General features: G+C 36.2%; 17 protein-coding genes. 8 read left to right on the forward strand and 9 right to left on the reverse strand.

Annotated elements, in window-relative coordinates:
* The first annotated feature begins 18 nt into the window (after positions 1-18).
* From PXD56_RS14095 to PXD56_RS14105, 3 genes are all read left to right on the forward strand, one after another.
* On the forward strand, positions 19-1443 hold the full coding sequence (locus tag PXD56_RS14095) for an L-serine ammonia-lyase (RefSeq protein ID WP_276494139.1): 1425 nt from the start codon (positions 19-21) through the stop codon (positions 1441-1443).
* 89 nt (positions 1444-1532) lie between these two features.
* Complete coding sequence (locus PXD56_RS14100; protein WP_276493981.1) at positions 1533-3452, forward strand: DUF294 nucleotidyltransferase-like domain-containing protein; 1920 nt, start codon at positions 1533-1535, stop codon at positions 3450-3452.
* Positions 3452-4108 carry a 3'-5' exonuclease gene (locus tag PXD56_RS14105; RefSeq protein ID WP_276493982.1) on the forward strand — a complete coding sequence of 219 codons (657 nt, stop codon included), beginning with the start codon at positions 3452-3454 and terminating at the stop codon, positions 4106-4108. Before PXD56_RS14100 ends, PXD56_RS14105 begins: the two co-directional genes overlap by 1 nt.
* Before the next feature lie 2 nt (positions 4109-4110).
* Here the strand turns inward: PXD56_RS14105 and PXD56_RS14110 are convergent, their stop codons facing one another.
* Together PXD56_RS14110 and PXD56_RS14115 are read right to left on the reverse strand one after the other, a co-directional pair.
* Positions 4111-5067 carry a phosphoribosylaminoimidazolesuccinocarboxamide synthase gene (locus tag PXD56_RS14110; protein WP_276493983.1) on the reverse strand — a complete coding sequence of 319 codons (957 nt, stop codon included), beginning with the start codon at positions 5065-5067 and terminating at the stop codon, positions 4111-4113.
* A gap of 8 nt (positions 5068-5075) precedes the next feature.
* A complete protein-coding gene (locus PXD56_RS14115) occupies positions 5076-6029 on the reverse strand; it encodes a PhoH family protein (protein ID WP_276493984.1) in 954 nt (317 codons plus the stop codon).
* 129 nt (positions 6030-6158) lie between these two features.
* Here PXD56_RS14115 and PXD56_RS14120 point away from each other — a divergent pair, with 129 nt between their 5' ends.
* Together PXD56_RS14120 and dnaN are read left to right on the forward strand one after the other, a co-directional pair.
* Positions 6159-6989, forward strand: a complete 831-nt coding sequence (locus PXD56_RS14120) for an SAM hydrolase/SAM-dependent halogenase family protein (protein WP_276493985.1) — start codon at positions 6159-6161, stop codon at positions 6987-6989.
* A 278-nt stretch (positions 6990-7267) separates the two neighbouring features.
* A complete protein-coding gene (dnaN, locus tag PXD56_RS14125) occupies positions 7268-8386 on the forward strand; it encodes a DNA polymerase III subunit beta (RefSeq protein ID WP_276493986.1) in 1119 nt (372 codons plus the stop codon).
* Positions 8387-8470: 84 nt separating this feature from the next.
* Here dnaN and argE read toward each other — a convergent pair whose 3' ends face one another.
* The 4 genes from argE to PXD56_RS14145 all read right to left on the reverse strand — a co-directional run bounded on the left by argE (position 8471) and on the right by PXD56_RS14145 (position 12144).
* Positions 8471-9637, reverse strand: coding sequence for an acetylornithine deacetylase (argE, locus tag PXD56_RS14130; RefSeq protein ID WP_276493987.1), 1167 nt, complete (start codon positions 9635-9637; stop codon positions 8471-8473).
* 2 nt (positions 9638-9639) lie between these two features.
* Positions 9640-11043, reverse strand: a complete 1404-nt coding sequence (locus PXD56_RS14135; RefSeq protein WP_276493988.1) for a YfcC family protein — start codon at positions 11041-11043, stop codon at positions 9640-9642.
* 233 nt (positions 11044-11276) lie between these two features.
* Positions 11277-11642: a DUF4870 domain-containing protein gene (locus PXD56_RS14140; protein WP_276493989.1), complete on the reverse strand. Its 366-nt coding sequence runs from the start codon at positions 11640-11642 to the stop codon at positions 11277-11279.
* Positions 11643-11715: 73 nt separating this feature from the next.
* Entirely contained in the window at positions 11716-12144 is a 429-nt protein-coding gene (locus PXD56_RS14145; RefSeq protein ID WP_276493990.1) for a hypothetical protein, read from the reverse strand.
* Between the two features lie 111 nt (positions 12145-12255).
* Between PXD56_RS14145 and mnmE the strand changes: the two genes are divergently transcribed.
* Positions 12256-13653, forward strand: coding sequence for a tRNA uridine-5-carboxymethylaminomethyl(34) synthesis GTPase MnmE (gene mnmE / locus PXD56_RS14150; RefSeq protein ID WP_276493991.1), 1398 nt, complete (start codon positions 12256-12258; stop codon positions 13651-13653).
* A gap of 17 nt (positions 13654-13670) precedes the next feature.
* Here mnmE and PXD56_RS14155 read toward each other — a convergent pair whose 3' ends face one another.
* Positions 13671-14252, reverse strand: a complete 582-nt coding sequence (locus PXD56_RS14155) for a MiaE family protein (protein ID WP_276493992.1) — start codon at positions 14250-14252, stop codon at positions 13671-13673.
* Between the two features lie 110 nt (positions 14253-14362).
* Positions 14363-17740 (reverse strand): methylmalonyl-CoA mutase family protein, encoded by a 3378-nt coding sequence (locus PXD56_RS14160; protein WP_276493993.1) that lies wholly within the window; start codon positions 17738-17740, stop codon positions 14363-14365.
* A 320-nt stretch (positions 17741-18060) separates the two neighbouring features.
* Between PXD56_RS14160 and PXD56_RS14165 the strand changes: the two genes are divergently transcribed.
* Positions 18061-18813 carry a helical backbone metal receptor gene (locus PXD56_RS14165; RefSeq protein ID WP_276493994.1) on the forward strand — a complete coding sequence of 251 codons (753 nt, stop codon included), beginning with the start codon at positions 18061-18063 and terminating at the stop codon, positions 18811-18813.
* Positions 18814-19005: 192 nt separating this feature from the next.
* Entirely contained in the window at positions 19006-19746 is a 741-nt protein-coding gene (locus PXD56_RS14170; RefSeq protein ID WP_276493995.1) for a tyrosine-protein phosphatase, read from the forward strand.
* A gap of 2 nt (positions 19747-19748) precedes the next feature.
* On the opposite strand, the gene PXD56_RS14175 is transcribed toward PXD56_RS14170, so the two are convergent.
* Positions 19749-21656, reverse strand: a 1908-nt coding sequence (locus PXD56_RS14175) for a PKD domain-containing protein (protein WP_276493996.1), incomplete at its 5' end; no start/stop codon positions are given.

Raw genomic sequence — 21656 nt, forward strand, 5'->3', positions numbered from 1 at the left:
AACTTATAAGATTTGGAGATAGAAAGCATTAGTGTTTTTGATATGCTAAAGATAGGCGTAGGTCCTTCTAGTTCACATACTTTAGGACCATGGCGTGCTGCGGAGAGATGGTTGGCCAGGTTAAATTCTAAAGACAATCTTGAGAAAGTTGAAGAAGTAGAAGTACACTTATACGGTTCGTTATCATTGACAGGTAAAGGTCATGCCACTGACTATGCCGTAATGCTAGGCTTATTGGGAGCCGATCCAGAATTAATACCTATTGACACTATTGATTCTTTAATCGATAAAATTAAAAACAAGCATGTATTACTTTTAGATGGTAAATACAGTATTACTTTCGACCCTAGCAAACATATTATATTCAACAAAAAATTTCTTCCTTTTCATGCGAACGGGTTAAAGTTTCAAGCCAAATTAAAATCGGGCAGAAAAATTTCAAAAACCTATTATTCTATTGGCGGCGGATTCGTAATCAGTGAAGAACGAAAAAATGCCAAACGTAAGGTTGACATGTTTGAAAAGTTTCCTTTTCCTGTACAGAAGGGAACTGAACTTCTGGATTTTTGCAAAAACGAAGATTTAAAAATTTCAGAATTAGTTTTACAGAACGAAAGATCTTTACGAGATGATGCAAAAATCGATTATGAGTTAAATCGTGTTTGGTCTACTATGTTAGAATGCATGTATACCGGTTGCCACACAGAAGGAACTTTACCAGGTGGTTTGCATGTTAAACGCAGGGCATATGAAATGCATAATAAGCTGAAAAGCGACCTACCCTACTCTAACCCCGAAGAATGGTTGCAGAGTATTCGCCAAACAGAGGTGAAATTTAGACAAATCTTACAATGGGTAAGTTGTTTTGCCTTAAGCGTAAATGAAGTGAATGCATCTTTAGGCCGTGTAGTAACCGCACCTACAAATGGCAGCGCGGGCGTTATACCTGCCGTATTAATGTATTATATGGTCATTGAGAACCATGCTGGTAATTTTGAACATGTAAAACAGTTTTTACTGGTTGCCGGAGAAATTGGGAGCATCTTTAAAAAAGGAGCTACAATATCGGCTGCCATGGGTGGTTGCCAAGCAGAAATTGGCGTTTCTTCTGCTATGGCCGCAGGAGCACTCACCGAGCTTTTAGGCGGTACACCCGAGCAAGTACTTATGGCAGCAGAAATTGCCATGGAACACCATTTAGGTCTTACTTGTGATCCTATAGGTGGTTTGGTTCAGATACCATGTATTGAACGTAACTCTATGGGAGCAATAAAAGCTATCAACGCAGCTGAGCTTGCTTTGGGTTCTGACCCATATGCTGCAAAAGTTCCATTAGATAAAGTTGTACAGACCATGTGGGAAACTGCAAAAGATATGAGCTCTAAATACAAAGAAACCTCTGAAGGCGGGTTAGCAGTAGGTGTTTTCTTGAGTGATTGTTAAGTTCATTTCAAAATATTAGCAAGCTATATTATAAAGGTTGCATAAATACCGCTCTTTTATATAAGCGATTAATCAGCTAACTTTAATTTATGAAAAATCTGATTTCAGAAAGGGTAGCGGATTTTATTAAAAACTATCCGCCTTTTAATGTTCTTGACAGCAATTCTTTATTTGAATTGGCTGAACAAGTGTTAATCGTTTACAAAGAAAAAAACAGCATTATTTTCTCCGTAGACGAACCTCAGCATACTCATTTTTACATAGTACATAAAGGTGCGGTTACCTTAAACAATACGGCAACATCAAATATTCTTGACTATTGTGATGAAGGAGATATATTTGGGTTACGTCCACTTTTTGCTAATGAAAACTACAAGTTAGAAGCAAGAGCCCATGAAGAATGTATTCTTTACGGAATACCTATTAACATCTTTAAACCCATTGCAAAGAAGAATGATCAAGTAACTATTTTCTTGATGGAGAGTTTTGCCTCTAACACCCGTAATCCGTATGCCAAAAATCAGAAAGGACAACTTTATGATTACGAAGGTGAAGAGGAGGTTACTAAAGAGGTGGTGCTGCCAGATTTACAATTAGCCAGCTATTCAAAAAAATTGATAACCTGTTCCACAAGAACCACTATTAAAAAGGCTGCCGATATTATGTCCAAAAAGAAAATTGGATCCATATTGGTCACCAGCAAAGATTTACCTGTCGGAATTATAACAGATAAAGATTTTAGAAACAAAGTAATATCTGGCGAACAACCCATAGACGCATCGGTGAAATCAATTATGTCTACTCCTGTAATCACCTATCCTAAAAATCTTACGATTACACAGGCACAAATGGCAATGATGAAAAGTAATATCAGTCATTTGATTATTACGGAAGACGGAACACCAAATTCTTCTGCATTAGGTATTTTATCTAAACATGATGTAATGGTATCCTTGGGAGATAATCCCGCGGTATTGGTAAAAGCTATTAAACGCACCTCTCGTATTAAGAAAATTAAACAGATCAGAAAGAGTGTGATGGTACTTTTAACCGGGTATTTAGAGCAAAACATTCCATTGGGGTTGATTGCCAAAATTATTTCTGAATTAAATGATACGTGTATTAAGCAGGTAGTACAAATATCCCTTGCAAAAATGGATACTCCGCCGCCCGTAAAATTTGCATGGCTAGCGCTGGGTAGTCAAGGTAGAAGCGAACAACTTTTACACACAGATCAAGATAATGCCTTAGTGTTTGAAAATGTGCCTGAAGAAGATTTATCAAAGACAACTACTTACTTTCTTGAACTTTCTAAACATATTACCAAAGGGTTAAATACCATAGGATATGAATATTGCCCCGCAGATATGATGGCTTCTAACCCTAAATGGTGTTTAAGTCTAGAAGAATGGAAAAACAAATTATCATACTGGATCGGTAACCCAGGACCAAATGAGGTTTTAATGTCCTCGATTTTTTTTGATTATAGTTTGGCTTATGGTGAACGAAGTTTGTTGGACAACATGTCCGATCATATATTTAGAACCGTTCAAAACTATCCTATTTTCTTAGTGCATTTGGCAAACGGGGCACTTCAAAGTCCGTCACCCACAGGATTCTTTAGAAAGTTTATCATTGAACAAGATGGTCAGCATAAAGATTCATTTGACCTAAAAAGTAGGGCTTTACGCCCTTTGGTAGATGCCGCTAGGGTTTTAATACTATCACATTCTGTGAAAGCGATCAGCAATACTTGGGAACGCTATGAAAAGTTAGCGGAACTTGAACCCAATAATAAAGAATTGTATTTAGCTTGTTCTTACGCTACAAAAGCTTTGGTGAAATTTAGAACACGCCAAGGATTAGCAAATCATGACTCAGGCAGGTTTATTCAACTGGACCAATTGAGCAAGCAAGAAAAAATGAAATTGAAGCGTACTTTTAAGGCTATTAAAGAAATACAAGAATTGATTACGCTAAGATTTAAGGTGACAAATATTTTAGGGTAATGGGATTATTTAAAAGAAAACCTAAAAATCTACCTGACTATTGGAAAACCTATGAAAGTCTTTTCAAGGATAGTCAAACTAAAAATTTTAACGAACTAACTTTTGTTGTATTAGATACTGAAACAACAGGCTTTAGTTTTGATGATGATCGTATTCTATCTATTGGTGCTGTAAAAATCAAAAATGAATCTATTTCTGTTCAAGAAGTATTCAATATTTATTTAGAACAAGAGAAATTCAGTAAAGAGACTGTTCATGTGCACGGACTCTTAAAAAATGGTCAACGAGAATGTATTAGTGAAATTGCGGCTCTTGAGCAATTTTTAGCATATGTGGGCAATGCCATTATTGTTGCCCATCATGCAGGTTTTGATATGGGCATGTTGAATACCGCCTTAGAAAGACATAGTCTACCTAAACTTAAAAATATGGTGCTTGACACTGGTATCATTTATAAAAAAACGCTGATTAAATCTTATTTGGTGCAACCAAAACCGAATTACACTTTAGATGAACTTGCCGAAAAATTCTCTATCTCCAGAAAAGATAGACACACAGCATTAGGCGACGCCTATATTACAGCTGTCGCCTTTTTAAAAATTATATCACGTTTAAAAGAAAAGAAAAACTTCTCTCTAAAATCTTTATTTAGATAAGCTTAAAGGCTTTCCAAATAATTTAAAACATTTCTATTTATTCTGTCGTGTATATGTGTAGTATCAGCCTTTACAAACTGTTCTCCCGTTATGTGTTCGTAAAGTTCAATGTAACGTTCAGAAACTGATTCTATATAATCATCGGTCATTTCAGGTACTGTTTGCCCTTCTAAACCTTGAAAGTCGTTCGCAATTAACCACTGTCTTACAAACTCTTTTGACAATTGTTTTTGTGGCTCGTTGGCATCTTGTCTTTCTTGATATCCATCGGAATAAAAATATCTTGAAGAATCTGGAGTATGTATCTCATCGATCAAAACAATTTTTCCTTCTTTGGTTTTTCCAAATTCATATTTAGTATCCACCAAAATCAATCCTCTTTCAGCAGCGATTTCTGTTCCTCTTTGAAAAAGTGCATAAGTATACTTTTCAAGTAAAGCATAATCCTCTGCTGAAACTATTCCCTTGCTTAGAATATCCTCTTTAGATATATCCTCATCATGATCACCCATTTCTGCTTTGGTAGCAGGTGTAATTATTGGGCTAGGAAATTTATCATTCTCTTTCATACCCTCTGGCATAGCAACGCCACAAAGCATTCTCTTACCCAATTTATATTCCCTAGCTGCATGACCAGATAAATAACCACGTATAACCATTTCTATTTTAAAAGGCTCGCAGGCAATACCAACAGCTACATTAGGATCAGGTGTGGCCGTTAACCAATTAGGAACAATATCTTCAGTAGAAGCCATCATTTGAGTTGCTATCTGATTTAATATTTGTCCTTTATAAGGAATTCCCTTAGGCATAACCACATCAAAAGCAGATAATCTATCTGTTGCTACCATGACCAACATATCGTTCTCTAATGTGTATACAGATCTAACTTTGCCTTTATAGACGTTCTTCTGACCCGGAAAATTAAATTCAGTTTCGTAAATAGTATTCTTTGACATGTAAATTCTTAATTGTGGTGTTCTATAGTTTTATAAGCTTCAATAACTTTTTTCACAAGTTTATGACGAATAACATCCTTATCGTCCAGGTAAATAACCTCTATACCAGGAACATTTTGTAGAATTAACAAAGCTTCCTTTAGACCTGAAATTGTTCTTCTAGGTAAATCTATTTGTCCAGGATCGCCCGTTATTAGAAATCTTGCATTTCTACCCATTCTGGTCAAAAACATTTTCATTTGTGCATGGGTTGTATTCTGTGCCTCGTCTAAAATTACAAAGGCATTATCTAAAGTTCTACCACGCATAAACGCCATTGGCGCAATCTGTATAGTGCCATTTTCAATGTAATGCACCAACTTCTCTGCCGGGATCATATCTCTAAGCGCATCATATAAAGGTTGCATATAAGGATCAAGCTTCTCTTTTAAATCACCTGGTAAAAAACCTAGATTTTCACCAGCTTCAACAGCAGGTCTTGTCAAGATAATTTTCTTTACCTGTTTCTCTTTTAATGCTTTTACGGCAAGTGCCACACCTGTATAGGTTTTACCCGTACCAGCAGGACCTATGGCAAAAACCATATCGTTCTTCTTTGAGGCATCTACCAAACGACGTTGATTAGCAGTCTGTGCTTTTATCAATCTACCACTGACACCATGAACCAATGTTTCACCACTATTCTTAGATGATTTTAGCTCATCATCTTCAGAACTTGTCAACACTCTTTCAATGCTGTTTTCATCTAATTTGTTGTATTTGATGAAATGCTGGGTCAACATATCAAAACGTTTCTCAAACTCTTCTAAAAGTTCTTCATCTCCAAAGGCTTTAATCTTGTTACCACGGGCTACGATCTTCAACTTTGGAAAGTATTTTTTCAATAAATCAATATGCTCATTTTGCTGCCCAAAAAACTCTCTCGGGCTAATTTCGGTAAGTTCTAGAATTATCTCGTTCAAACAGTCGGTTTTATAATGATTTATAGTTAGCGAAGATTAGTTTCTAATCGCTGTTTTTTGTTTAATTTTGTATATCAAATTTAAGCAAATTTTAAGTTCGACTAACCAAAAACATATCAACATTGCTGTATGGCAATAATCACCCTTACAACAGATTTCGGATTAAAAGATCACTTTGTAGCTGTATTAAAAGGCTCCATATACACAGAACTACCCGATGCCAAAATTGTTGATATTTCGCATGACATCATGCCTTTCAACATTCAAGAATGTGCATACATTCTTTCTAACTCATATGATAGTTTTCCAAAAGGGACTATACATATTGTTGGGGTAGATTCTGAAGAAACGCCAGATAACAAGCACATTGTTGCCCTTGTAAACGGACATTATTTTATTAGTGCAAATACGGGTGTCATTGGTCTTATCACCTCTGAAATGACTCCTGAAAAAGTATTTGAAATAAATTTACCAGACTCTATTGCAAATTCTTTCCCAGTATTAAATGTCTTCATTCAAGTAGCTTGCCATATAGCTCGCGGTGGCACATTACAGCTGGTAGGCAAACCATTTACAGAACTGAACGATTTAAGGGAATTTGCACCAAGAATTGTAGAAGACGGTAAAAAGATTATTGGTAGTGTAATCTATATTGATAACTATGGCAATGTCATCACCAATATTCGTAAAAACTTATTCGATGCTTACCGTAAAGACCGTAATTACACCCTTATCGCCCGTAATCATAAAATTAAAACAATTCATAAAGCCTACAATGAATTCATAGACTATAGTCTAGAAAAAAGCCAGCGTAAGAGTGCGGGAGACCTGTTGGCCATTTTCAATTCTTCCGATTATATAGAATTGGCTATATACAAGAGTAACCTTACCACCGTAGGTGGCGCTTCTACCCTATTAGGTTTAGATTATAGAGATACTATTATGGTAGATTTTGAATAGCAAATGGAAATTCAATTTTGCGAATATTTAAGCGTATTTTTAAAATACATGAATACATCAAAAGTTAATAACTAATGCCTAAAATTAAATATTAAGAACTTAATGTAGTAATACTTAGTAATATACACTACCTTAATCAATAACAAACTGTTAATAAGTTTGTTTCCTTAAAAAGGGCAATTAAAATATCTTTGTTGGTAACGAAAACTGCCAACGATAAGGAGTTTAAACCTATTTTGCTTGATGAATTCAAGGAAGATATCAATAAAAATTAAAGAATGAAATTTATAGTTTCAAGTACCTATTTGCTAAAACAACTTCAAATACTAGGAGGTGTAATCAACAACAGTAACACATTACCAATCTTGGATAATTTCCTGTTCGATTTGCAGAAGGACAAACTAACTGTCTCAGCTTCTGATTTGGAAACCACTATGAGTTCGGTTATAAAAGTAGATTCTGACAACGAAGGTACTATTGCTGTACCGGCAAGATTACTTTTAGAAACTTTAAAAACATTCCCGGAACAACCACTTACGTTTGTTGTTGAGGATAATAATACGGTAGAAATTAGTTCTAACCATGGTAAATACGCCCTTGCTTATGCTGATGGTGCAGAATTTCCTAAAGCGGTTGAATTAACCAGTCCAAGTTCTACAACATTACTTGGTGACATTTTGGCAACAGCTATCAACAAAACAATTTTTGCTGCTGGCAATGATGATTTAAGACCTGTAATGAGCGGTGTATTTTTTCAATTTTCTCCAGAAAACTTAACATTTGTTGCTACAGACGCACATAAATTGGTAAAATACCAACGTACAGATGTAAGAGCTTCTCAAGTGGCAGAATTCATTATGCCTAAAAAACCATTGACCTTATTGAAAGGAATATTGGCAGGTAGTGAGTCTGATGTACTTATTGAATACAATGAAAGTAACGCAAAATTCAGTTTTGACGAAACTGAATTGATTTGTAGATTAATTGACGGTAAATACCCTAATTACGAAGCGGTAATACCAAAGGAGAACCCTAACAAACTTACTATAGCTAGAAATCAATTCTTAAGTTCTGTAAAAAGGGTTTCTATTTTCTCTAACAAGACTACACACCAAATACGTTTAAAAATAGCTGGTGCAGAATTGAATATTTCTGCCGAAGATTTAGATTACTCTAACAAGGCAGAAGAAAGATTAACATGTTCTTACCAAGGTGATGATATGCAAATTGGTTTCAACTCTAGGTTCTTGACCGAAATGTTAAACAATTTAGGATCCAATGAGGTTTCACTTGAAATGAGTTTACCTAACCGAGCAGGTATACTAACACCAACAGATGATTTAGATGAAGGTGAATTTGTAACTATGTTGGTAATGCCAGTAATGCTTAACAGCTAGTTAAAAATTACAGTGTAATAAAAAAGAGTCCGTTTAAAATTATTTAAACGGACTCTTTTTTTTGGTGCTTGCAGCACTCTTTTTTTATAAAAAATCCTCTGAAGATAATTCCGTTATTAACTTCTCCATCATTTCCACACCTTTTTCTAATTGCTCTATGGCTATAAACTCATCTGCCCTATGTGCTTGTTCAATAGAACCAGGACCGCAGATAGCTGCATGAAAACCTTCATTAGCAAATTGACCAGCTTCTGCCGCATAGGAAACGGTATCTAACTTTGAATTACCCGATATTTTTTTAATCAAACCTACAATATCATCATCAGCCTTAGTGTCTAAATGAGGTACCGCTGGGTGATGTTCAACATTTTTTATCTCAAAACCTGGAAATATTTTTCGATTCTTCTCTTCTCGTTCTCTACAAAAAGCTTCAAACTCAGCTACAATACTGCTAATATCATCTTTGGGAATGGTACGTAAATCCCAATAAAAGCTTGCTTTGTCTGCGATAATATTAGGTGCAATACCTCCTTTAACCAAACCAATATGTATACTAGAATGTGGTGGATGAAAGCGATCATCCAATTGTTTGTCTGCTATTAGCTGGTCCATTTTCTGTTCCAACCAAAGAATCAAATGCATAGCTTCGTGAATGGCACTAATTTCTTGTTTAATACGACTGCTATGACCTGCTGAACCATTTACATAAGTTTCTAAAATATAAATACCTTTTTGACCAACAATAGGTTCCATTAATGATGGTTCGCCTATAATAGCATATTTTGGAGTCTCGGTATAGTATGTATTAATTTCACGTGCCAATTCTGGCGCAGCTAAACACCCTATTTCTTCATCGTAGGAAAATGCAAAGTAAATTGGCTTCTTTAAATGAGCTTCTATCATTTGTGGTAAAGCAGCCAAACAACAGGCCAAGAAACCTTTCATATCGCAAGAACCTCTACCATATAATTTACCATCTCCCTTATCCGTAAGTACAAAAGGGTCAGTTGTCCACTCTTGACCTTCTACAGGAACAACATCTGTATGACCTGATAATATGACACCGCCATCAACAGCAGGACCAATTCTACAATGTAAAGATGCCTTAGTACCTTCTTCATTAGGAACTAATTTTGTTTCAACACCATGAGATTCAATATAATCTTTAATCCAATGAATAATACTTAAATTACTTTCACCTCCTAACACAGGAAATGCTACTAGTTTTTCTAGAATACTCTCAACAGTCATATTTAATTATAGTTTGTTGCTACAGCAATGATCAATGCTAAGAAAGAAATTAGCAGTAGACTTATTAATACTGGAAATATAAAACGAATCCATCTATCGATGGGAACACGGCACATACTAAGCATCGCTATTAAGCCACCTAAAGTTGGGTTAACAAGATTTGACAACCCATCGCCTATTTGAAAAGCCAAAATAGTTATTTGCCTTGACAACCCTAAAGATTCCCCTAATGGAAGCATTACAGGCAAAGTAGCTAAAGCCTGACCACTTCCTGAAGGAATAAAAAAGTTGATAATAGATTGAGTAATGGACATACCAATTGCACTAACATATGATGGTAAACCTTCTAAAACGAGTGATAGTTGATAAGAAATGGTATCACCTATATTACCCATTTCCATCAGCACCTTTATAGAAGTAGCAAAACCAACCATAAAAGCACCTGGTGCAGCCAAACTTACAGATTTTAGCACCGTTTCACTTAAGGTAGTAGCGCTCATTCTAGACACTATACCACAAAACAATGCAATGATTAAAAACACTGCCGACAATTCATTAATGAACCAGTTCCAATTAAAAACGCCGTATAGAATAAATACCAAGCCTATTATGAAGACAGAAATAACCATCTTATTATTCGTTGTCAAAGAATAATCTTTAATAGGCTTTGACAGTGTTAACTCTGACACATTTAACCCTTTTCCAAGGCTTTTACCAGGATCAGCTAAAATCTTTTTAAGATACCTTACATTATAGTAAGCCATAATACCTAATGCCGTAAAACACAATATACTTCGAAGTATAGCGCCAGAGAACATAGGTAATTCTGATATTTTGTGCCCTGTACCAACGGTGTATGGATTAATTGGAGAAAGCCCAAAACCAATAGTCATTGCCCCTACGGAAATACCTGCCGCTAAAATTAAATCTCCACCAAGTGCAAGACTTAGTACAGCTGCTATTGGTACCATGGCTATATTATTTTCATATCCAACGGTAACACCAAGAATACCATATATAAAAGTCATAATAATGACAATGAGATACTTATTTTTCAACCCCAAAGTTTTAACAAGAGTACCCACAGCATTCTCCACTGCTTTGGACTTTTCCATAACCCCAAACATGATTCCCCCGGCCAAAACGATGAAGATAATTTCTACGGCTGCTTTAAAACCTAAAGGCATAGCTCTAAACATATCTAAAAAACCGACCGGAGTAGAAGGTATAATTTTATAGGAATTAGGTACTACCGCATTTCTACCATCTACCATAACCCTATCATAAGCACCAGCTGGCAGTACATAAGTTAACACAGTCACCAAAACAATTATACTGAATAGCATAGTGATGGCATGCGGAATTTTTTTGAAAAAAGATAGAATTTTAGAACTAGAATTAGCCATGAATTTTTAAGAGGTCAATATTATTCAATTAGGTAAATCATAAGGAATATTGTCTTTAAAACTTGTAGGTAACACCCTATCCAAATATAAATATATATGCCCGAACACAATTTTCTATTTCCGTAAAACTTCTTACTCTTTTTTATGAATAACATAATACAGAGTTTTAAATAGAACCTAAAAAAAAAGGACTGCCCGTTTGGGCAGCCCTTTTTAATAAAATATGTAGATAATTATATAAATCTAATTGTTCCAAAATAACTAGGAGATTCTCCGTTACTGGCTTTTATTGCATTTACAGCTGGCATTACTATTGATAAAATTCCGGCGAAAATTAATAATAGAATTCCGAGTCCAAATAACAGAATTCCAGGAATTCCAATGATCAAATACAAAATTAAGGTTAATTGAAAATTGATAACAGATTTACCATGCTCATTCATACCTATTACAGCATCTTTGCTTGTTAACCAAATTACCAACGGCACAAGAAGTCCGCCAAAACCTGTTATAAAATCTAAATACTGAGACAAATGTGTAATGACCAACAAATTACGGTCTTCACGAACAACTACTGCGTTTTTATTTACTAGTTCCATTTTTGATTGATTTAATGATGAATACTATAAATATGACGCACAAACACTCAATTTGTTACAACTTTTAAGAAAATTATAGTTTTCTGTTCAACTTTTTAAGTTTTTCCTGCTCTTTCATAATCTTCATTTGACTCTTAGCGATCTTATCTTCTTTTTTCTGAATATCAACCGGAGACAATGTACCTTTTACCTTCCCTTTTTCTAGCTGTCCTTTTAACTTCTCAATTTGTTTCTCTGAACTAGAAATAGATTTCTCTTTTGTCTTAATTTGTTTTTTCAGCTTCTCTTCTTTCTTTTTAGCGGCATCTTTTTTCTTTTGTTCAGCAGCTTCCTTTTTTGCTTTTTTAGCTTCGACTTTAGCATCCTCAACATCTTTCTTCACCTGCTCCATTTCCTTTTCATGTTCTACGGAAACTTCCTTAGAAATTTCTGAGTCATTATCCTGAGCCACAGCTATAGAGCTAACTAACATAAGCCCCAACAATACAAATACTTTTTTCATTTTTTTAAATACATTTTATAGTACGCGAAATTAATACATAATTATATATTGAAAACAAAATGTCATTAAATTAAGAAAACTACAACAGTTATAATTGATTATTTTTGCACGATGATTCAAACAGATACTATTATAGCATTAGCGACCCCGGCAGGTGCAGGAGCTATTGCCGTTATAAGGCTTTCAGGTAATGATGCAATTACTATTGCTTCTAAACAATTTGAATCAGTTTCAGGTAAGATTCTTGAAAACCAAAAAAGTCATACCATACACTTAGGATATATTAAGGATGGTGAAAATGTTCTAGATCAAGCACTTGTTTCCATTTTTAAAAACCCACATTCATATACAGGAGAAAACGTCATAGAAATTTCATGTCATGGTTCTCCATACATACAACAACAAATAATTCAATTATTCTTAAGAAATGGCTGTAGAACTGCGGATGCAGGTGAGTTTACCCTAAGAGCCTTTTTAAATGGTAAAATGGATTTAAGTCAGGCAGAAGCAGTTGCCGATTTAATTTCTAGTGATAATGCCGCAAGTCACCAAATTGCAGTTCAGCAAATGCGTGGAGGTTTCAGTAATGAGATAAAGCAGTTGCGAACAGAACTTTTGAATTTTGCTTCACTAATAGAACTAGAACTCGATTTTTCTGAAGAAGATGTAGAGTTTGCTGACCGTACGCAATTTAAAGAACTTCTTACCCGTATTCAAAAAGTTCTTCAAAGTTTAATAGACTCTTTTGCCGTTGGCAATGTTATTAAAAACGGAATTCCTGTTGCTATAGTTGGCGAGCCTAATGTTGGAAAATCTACTCTTTTGAACGCCTTTTTAAATGAAGAGCGCGCCCTTGTTTCAGACATTGCCGGAACAACCCGTGATACCATTGAAGATGAAATCTCAATTGGAGGTATAGGTTTTAGGTTCATAGATACGGCAGGAATTCGTGAAACCGAAGATGTTGTAGAAGGCATGGGTATTAAACGAACTTTTGAAAAAATAGAACAAGCCCAAGTCATTTTACTTTTAGTTGACGGATCAAAACTTTTAGCTGACGATAAAAAACTTAAGAATATTGTCATCGATTTTGAGAAAATAAAAAACCAGAATCCCTTAAAACCTCTAGTTCTATTGGTCAATAAGGCTGATACACTTTCTGAAGATGATAAAAATAAAATAAGTACCTATTTAGATGATGTAAAATATCTTTCCGCAAAAACCGGCGAAGGTGTTGAAGAATTACAGAATAGCCTTTTAGAATTTGTAAATACAGGAGCACTGCGTAATAACGAAACTATCGTAACCAATACCCGTCATTACAACTCCTTGTTGAAAGCATTGGAAGAAATTGAAAAGGTACAATTTGGAATGAAAGCAGAACTTTCAAGTGATCTAATGGCTATTGATGTTAAAGAAGCTCTTTATCATTTGGGCGAAATCACAGGTCAGGTTACGAATGATGAATTGCTAGGAAATATTTTTGCTAATTTTTGTATCGGGAAGTAATATTTAAAAAGCAAGTACTAGCCATGTATAGTTTCATCTTTACCATAATTCTGTATAACTTTCGCTTCAAATTCAACCAACTCTTGCCAGCGCTTATCCACATCAACATCTTGACCATATTTACGGGCAAAACCAATAAATGTAGTATAATGACCTGCTTCGCTAATCATTAAGTCTCTATAAAATTTAGCTAATTCTGGATCTTGAATTTCTTCTGATAGTAATTTAAAACGTTCGCAGCTACGTGCTTCTATCATTGCAGAAAACAAAAGTCTATCTACCATAGATTGCAATCTATTACCACCTTTATTCATGAATTTATACAACTCATTTACATAACTATCTTTACGTTCTCTACCCAGTGTGTAACCACGTTCTTTAATAATATCATGCACCATTTGAAAGTGCACCAATTCTTCTTGCGCTAAAAGAAGTAAATCTGTCACTAAATCCGGATACTCAGAATTAAGCGTAATTATAGTAATGGCATTGGTTGCCGCCTTTTGTTCGCACCATGCATGATCTGTTAAAATCTCTTCTAGATTTTTCTCAACAATATTGACCCAACGAGGATCAGTAGCTAGTTTTAGATGAAGCATGATTTTTGTTTTATGTAAAAGTAGGTGTCAAGGTCCAATTACAAGAATCATTGCCTTATATAATTTTAATATATAAAGTTTCTACTTTCAAATCTTAATATTAAATCACACTACATATTTCTACGATACTGCCCTCCTACTTCAAACATGGCATGCGTAATTTGACCTAAAGAACAATATTTAGTCGTCTCCATTAATTGCTCAAAAGTATTCTCATTTTTCAAGGCAACATCTTGTAAAGATTTTAAAGACTGTTCTGCTATAGTAGTATTTCTTTCATGCAAATCTTCAAGGTTATCAATTTGCTCTTTCTTTTCTTCTTCCGTAGCCCGAATAACTTCATCTGGAATTACAGTGGGTGACCCTTTAGAAGATAAGAAAGTGTTGACCCCTATAATCGGCAATTCACCGGTATGCTTTTTCGTTTCGTAATACAAACTTTCTTCTTGAATTTTACTACGTTGGTACATACTTTCCATAGCTCCAAGTACTCCACCACGGTCTGTAATTCTATCAAACTCTACCATTACAGCTTCTTCTACCAAATCTGTAAGTTCTTCTGTAATAAATGACCCTTGCATTGGGTTTTCGTTCTTAGCTAAGCCAAGCTCTTTATTTATAATCAATTGTATTGCCATAGCCCTTCTAACCGAATGTTCCGTAGGGGTGGTAATTGCCTCATCATATGCATTAGTATGTAATGAATTACAGTTATCATAAATGGCATAAAGCGCTTGTAGGGTAGTTCTAATATCGTTGAAATCTATCTCTTGCGCATGTAACGAACGCCCTGATGTTTGAATATGATATTTTAGTTTCTGTGAACGTTCATTTCCTCCATATTTCAACTTCATAGCTTTTGCCCAAATTCTTCTAGCCACTCTGCCAATTACGGCATATTCAGGATCAAGTCCGTTACTAAAGAAAAAGGAAAGGTTGGGCGCAAATTCATCAATATGCATACCTCTAGAGAGATAATATTCTACAAATGTAAAGCCATTGGCTAATGTAAATGCTAACTGGCTAATCGGGTTTGCACCTGCTTCAGCAATATGATAGCCAGAAATGGAGACCGAATAAAAATTACGGACCTTCTGATCAATAAAATACTGTTGTACATCACCCATTAAACGCAATGAAAATTCCGTAGAAAAAATACAAGTATTCTGCGCTTGATCTTCTTTTAAAATATCTGCTTGTACTGTTCCTCTCACTTTAGACAACGCATCTGCCTTAAGTTCTGCATATACATCTGCCTTTAAAACTTGATCACCGGTTACCCCTAACAGAAACAGACCAAGACCATCATTACCCTCTGGCAAATCTCCAGCATAAACAGGGCGCTTAGCACCTAACTTTTTATATATGTCGTCAATCTTTTTATTGATTTCACTTTCTAATCCGTTAGCTTTAATATATTTCTCGCACTGCTGATCAATGGCTGCATTCATGAAAAATGCGGCTATGGTTGCCGCAGGACCATTAATGGTCATAGAAACCGAAGTAGTAGGCGCACATAAATCGAATCCGGAATATAGTTTTTTGGCATCATCTAAGCAGCAAATGCTAACACCAGAATTACCAATTTTACCATAAATATCCAGACGATTTCCAGGATCTTCACCATATAATGTTACTGAGTCAAAAGCTGTTGATAAGCGAGCTGCCGGTAATCCTTTACAAACATAATGAAAACGCTTATTCGTTCTTTCAGGACCACCCTCACCTGCAAACATTCTAGTTGGATCTTCGCCTTGCCTTTTAAACGGAAAAACACCTGCTGTAAAAGGAAACTCTCCAGGTACGTTTTCCTGCAAAGACCATTTTAAAATATCTCCCCAACCTTCATATCTTGGCAATATTACTTTTGGTATTTGTGTTTGCGATAAAGATTTAGTGGTTGTTTGCACTTTTACTTCTTTACCTCTAACTATATAGGTAAAAAAATCACCTTCGTAATTCGCTTTTTTAGCATTCCACTCATCTATTATTTTTTGATTGTGTGGATCAAGATCCAATTGTAGTTTTTCTTTTGCAGCTTCTATAGCCAGTAGTGCCTCTTCTTTATCTTTAAGTATTTCAGCAGACTCTTTAAGGCTAAAAAGATTTTGTGCAACCGTTTTTTGACGCTCAACCCTGTCGTTGTAATCACGAATAGTATCTGTTATTTCAGAAAGGTATCTAGTACGTTTTGGCGGGATGATGTAAATCTTCTCAGACATCTCCCTTGAACTTTTAAAGGTCGATGTTAAGTCCTTAGCATCTGTTTTAGCTACCAAAGTATCAATCACCGCCTTGTACAACTGATTCATACCAGGATCATTAAACTGGGATGCAATAGTGCCATAAGCAGGAAGTTCTTCTGCAGGAGTCTCCCACAATTGATGATTACGTTGGTATTGCTTTTTCACATCTCGCAAAGCATCTAAAGCTCCTCGTTTATCAAACTTGTTTAAAGCGATTAAATCGGCAAAATCAAGCATATCAATCTTTTCAAGCTGTGTAGCTGCTCCGTATTCAGGAGTCATTACGTATAAAGAGACATCAGAATGTTCGGTAATTTCAGTATCTGACTGCCCAATACCAGAGGTTTCTAAGATAATTAAATCAAACCCTGCCGCTTTGGTAATATCTACGGCATCTTTCACATACTTTGACAACGCCAGATTAGACTGTCGCGTAGCCAATGAACGCATGTACACTCTATCATTAAAAATAGCGTTCATACGTATTCGATCTCCTAATAATGCCCCACCAGTTTTTCGTTTAGAGGGATCAACAGAAATTACCGCTATCTTTTTATCTTTAAAATCAGCAAGAAAACGACGTACCAATTCATCGACCAAAGATGATTTACCGGAGCCGCCAGTTCCTGTAATTCCCAATACAGGAGCCACTTTTTTTGTTTCAACCTTATTTCTAATTTTATTTAAAACATCTTCATGCTTTTCAGGAAAATTTTCTACAGACGAAATTAGTCTGGCTATATCTGCATAACCAAGCTCTTCAATAGAATTAAACTTATCATTTAGCTGCTCTCCTACTGGAAAATCACTTTTTCTGATCAGGTCGTTGATCATACCTTGAAGCCCCATTTCACGACCATCATCGGGCGAATAAATTCTCTCTATTCCATAAGCATGTAGTTCGTTTATCTCTTCAGGAAGAATCGTTCCGCCACCGCCGCCAAACAATTTAATTTGAGACGCCCCTCTTTCCTTCAGCAAATCATGCATGTACTTAAAATATTCTACATGTCCGCCTTGATAAGAAGTAATCGCAATTGCCTGCACATCCTCTTGAATTGCACAATCAACAATTTCTTGTACTGACCTATTATGACCTAAATGAATAACCTCACACCCGGAAGATTGAATTATTCTACGCATAATGTTTATAGCTGCATCATGCCCATCAAAAAGAGAAGCCGCAGTAACAATACGTATATGATTAATTGGTTTGTAAGGAGTCTGTATTACGTCGTTCATTTTCTATGCTCAATTTATTTATTGATAACCTTAAATATGTTTTTTCTTCAGATGGATGAATGGGTTTTGACACACCCTCGCTCTAAAAAAACTGCATCTATCTTTTTTGATGTTGCAACAACAATTTTTGATTCTCACGAAAATAGATATTTTATTTAGCATAAATTCAGTTTTCTTCAATTCTGTAACTACAAAATGATTTTTTCATAAATATTTGCTTATAATTTGATGATATGATATTCTTGAAATAATTCCATAAGTATCTATACTATATAATTTTCGTAAAAAGTTAGATTTACAACTCTTATTATTACTCTTTCATGATTTATAATGACCAACTAGGAAATAATATAGAAATTAATTCCACGCCTTCTAGGATAGTTTCTCTTGTTCCGTCTATAACAGAACTATTATTCGATTTAGATTTAGGAGATAAGGTCATTGGTTGCACAAAATTCTGTGTACATCCTCATAAGCCCTATCTCACAAAAAATATGATTGGTGGCACAAAAGATTTGAATTTGGATAAAATTTTAAAACTAAAACCCGACTTAATTCTTGCCAATAAAGAAGAAAACAATAAAGAACAGATTAAATACCTGAGTACATCTGTTCCTGTATGGGTAAGTGATGTCAAAACTTTTAACGATAGCTTAAAAATGATTGAGCAAATCGGTTTGATGACCGACAGCGCTATTCGTGCACATGAAATCATCAACCAATTAAATCATACTTTAAAGCTCAAAGCAGCTTCTAAAAAAGCAGTATATCTCATCTGGAAAGACCCCTATATGACCGTTGGTGGTGACACCTATATAAACGACATTTTAAACCGATCTGGATACCTTAATGTCTTTTCAGAACAAGACCGCTACCCTACCGTAACTTTAGAAGAAATAGCTAATCGCAATCCTGATGTAGTTTTGCTGTCATCTGAACCCTACCCATTTAAAGAGGAACATCTAAAAACTATTAAGCACACACTTAAAAATACTGATGTGGAATTGGTTGACGGAGAATTCTTTTCGTGGTATGGTTCAAGGCAATTGCACCTAGCAACCAAAAATCCTTAAACTATACTTTTAGTTACTACAACTAAAATAATGGAGCTCTTTTTAAGTTATCAAGGTTGAAGATATGGTATTCTACACCTCATAAAAGTAGAACCATTCCACATAGTAGCTTTCGTAAAAACTTATAATGGTAATATATAGTAACTTTGTTCTATTATCAATCTTCAGATAACTAAAATCTAATTTCAATTTATGTTCAGCTTTTTCTCCAAAAAACATTTCTTAATTGACCATTTAGATGGATTTATAGATATACATAACCACATTTTACCGAGTATTGATGATGGCGCAAAAACTGTTGAAGATTCTATTGAACTTATAAAAAATTTCAGTGAATTTGGAGTTACAGATTTTATATGTACTCCGCATATTATGGAGAATTATTATCCTAATAATGCCAATACCATTACCAGCTCATTATCGCTACTTGAAAACGCTTTAAAAATGAACAATTTAGAGCATGTAAATTTAGAAGCTGCTGCTGAACATATGATTGATTCTGGTTTTGAAAAAATTCTTGAAGACAAGCAAATTATGCCTTTGGCTAAGAATTACTTGTTGATAGAAATGTCTTATTTACAAGCTTCGATTAATTTTGATGAAGCCGTAAAAAAAATAAAAAAATCTAATTACTCCCCCATTCTAGCACACCCAGAGCGCTATGTTTACTTTCACAACAAATTAAAATCTTTAAATAAAATAAAGGATACAGGTGTCTTTTTCCAGTTAAATATGCTCTCTTTAAGTAACTATTATGGAAAAGATGTAAATAAAGTAGCTATTCATTTGATCAAGGAAAATTTAATTGATTTTATTGCAAGTGACACACACTCCATTAATCATATAAATCAATTGAAAAAAATAACGGTCACTACTTCTTTATTAGATTTATTATTCCCAATTATAACTAAGACTATTTATAGTTTTAAATAGTATTATTTAATTAAAAGTTCTTTTTGATACCTCTCACCATTTACATCGAGAATAGTAAGGATGTAGTATCCTTCTGTAAAATCATACAAATCTATTGTCACATTTAAATCTGCTTGTGCTATTTTAGGTTTAATATTTTTAATTAATCTTCCCGTGATATCGTAAATATAAATTTCTTTGATTTGAATTTCCTCTAAATTATTCAAAGTAACAATATCAAAACTAGGGTTAGGGTAAAGATCAAATGAATTGGGTTTAGATGCCACAACACTTTTCGCAGTCGTCGTATTTATCTTTTCTATTTTAAAGTTATCGTAATAGACCGTTCCCGGGTTTTGCGAGGCATAGTTCGTGAACAGCCAGATATCCAGCGTGGTAAGGTTCGCAGGGACCGTGAACGTTCCGCTGTAACCGTTCCATCCGCTACCGAAGGTGTGCGAGAGCAGGGCCGTGTTCGCCTGGTTGTTGCGGTTCACCTCTATCCTGGGGATTCCCGTGCTCCCCTCGGCATCAAGGGAGACCGATAGCTCGTCGCCCACATCGATGCCCAATGCTTCAAGATCCAACGAGACTTGGTAACGTCCCCAAGGTTCACCATTGTCAACATTGGATATGCCAAAGGCACAGTCCGATCCGTTGGTCGTGTTCGATGTACCTGAAAAATTATCCGCACCGCCCTGAACTGACCCAGACGACAAAGTAATGCCCGGTACATCGTTGGTCAGCCGGTCTTCGCATACAGGCGGGACACTACCGTCGATAGCCTCCACCTCAAGGCTGCTCACCGAGGAATTTCCGTCCTCGTCGGTCACCGTCAAGGTCGCCGTATAGATGCCCGCATTGACATAATCGTACTGCGGGTCCGGAACATCCGAGCTGCCACCGTCGCCAAAATCCCAGGAGTAGGTTACTACACCTACATCGTCCGAAGAATCGCTTCCTGTAAAATATACAGACAAGGGAATCTCCCCGCTCAACGGACTTCCTGAGGATATGGATATCGGGGAATCAGCGGATGGCTCCACGGTGATCTCCACCGTGTCCGTTGCCGTCTGTCCCGACGAGTCCGTTACCGTCAATACGGCATTATATGTTCCCGAAGAAATATACACATGTGAAAGCTGGACACCGCTACCGGTGTCGCCGTCGCCAAAATTCCATTCATAGGAAACTATACCGTTGTCGTCGGACGAGGAAGAGCCGTTAAAGTCCACGGTCAATGGTGAGGGCCCTTGCAACGTAGAGACCGTCGCTTCCGATAACGGGGGCGAATCCGTTTCCGCTTTGGACAGGTTCACGATACTAAGGTTATCGTAATAGACCGTTCCCGGGTTTTGCGAGGCATAGTTCGTGAACAGCCAGATATCCAGCGTGGTAAGGTTCGCAGGGACCGTGAACGTTCCGCTATAACTGTTCCATCCGCTGCCATAGGTATGCGAGAGCAGGGAACTATTGGTCCGGTTGTCTTGGCTGACTTCTATCCTAGGTACTCCGGTACTCCCCTCGGCATCCAGGGAGACCGATAGTTCGTCGCCCGCATCTATTCCCAACACGTCAAGGTCCAGCGATACGCGGTAGCGGCCCCAGGGCTGGCCGCCGTCTACGTTGGATATCTCCAGTGCACAATCCGATCCGTTCGTAACGCTTGAACTGCCCAGAACACTATCCGGACCACCGACCATCGTACCCGATGGAAGTACCATGCCGGCCGAATCGTTAATAAGCTGATCTTCGCATACTAATGGAGCACTGCCATCGATCGCATCTATCTCTAGTTCGCTGGTAGAGGAATTTCCGTCCTTGTCGGTCACCGTCAAGGTCGCCGTATAGATACCCGCGTCCACATAGATATATTGCGGGTCCGGAACATCCGAGCTGCCACCGTCGCCAAAATCCCAGAAATAGCTCGT

Source organism: Maribacter zhoushanensis, from assembly GCF_029350975.1.
Taxonomy (GTDB): Bacteria; Bacteroidota; Bacteroidia; order Flavobacteriales; family Flavobacteriaceae; genus Maribacter; species Maribacter zhoushanensis.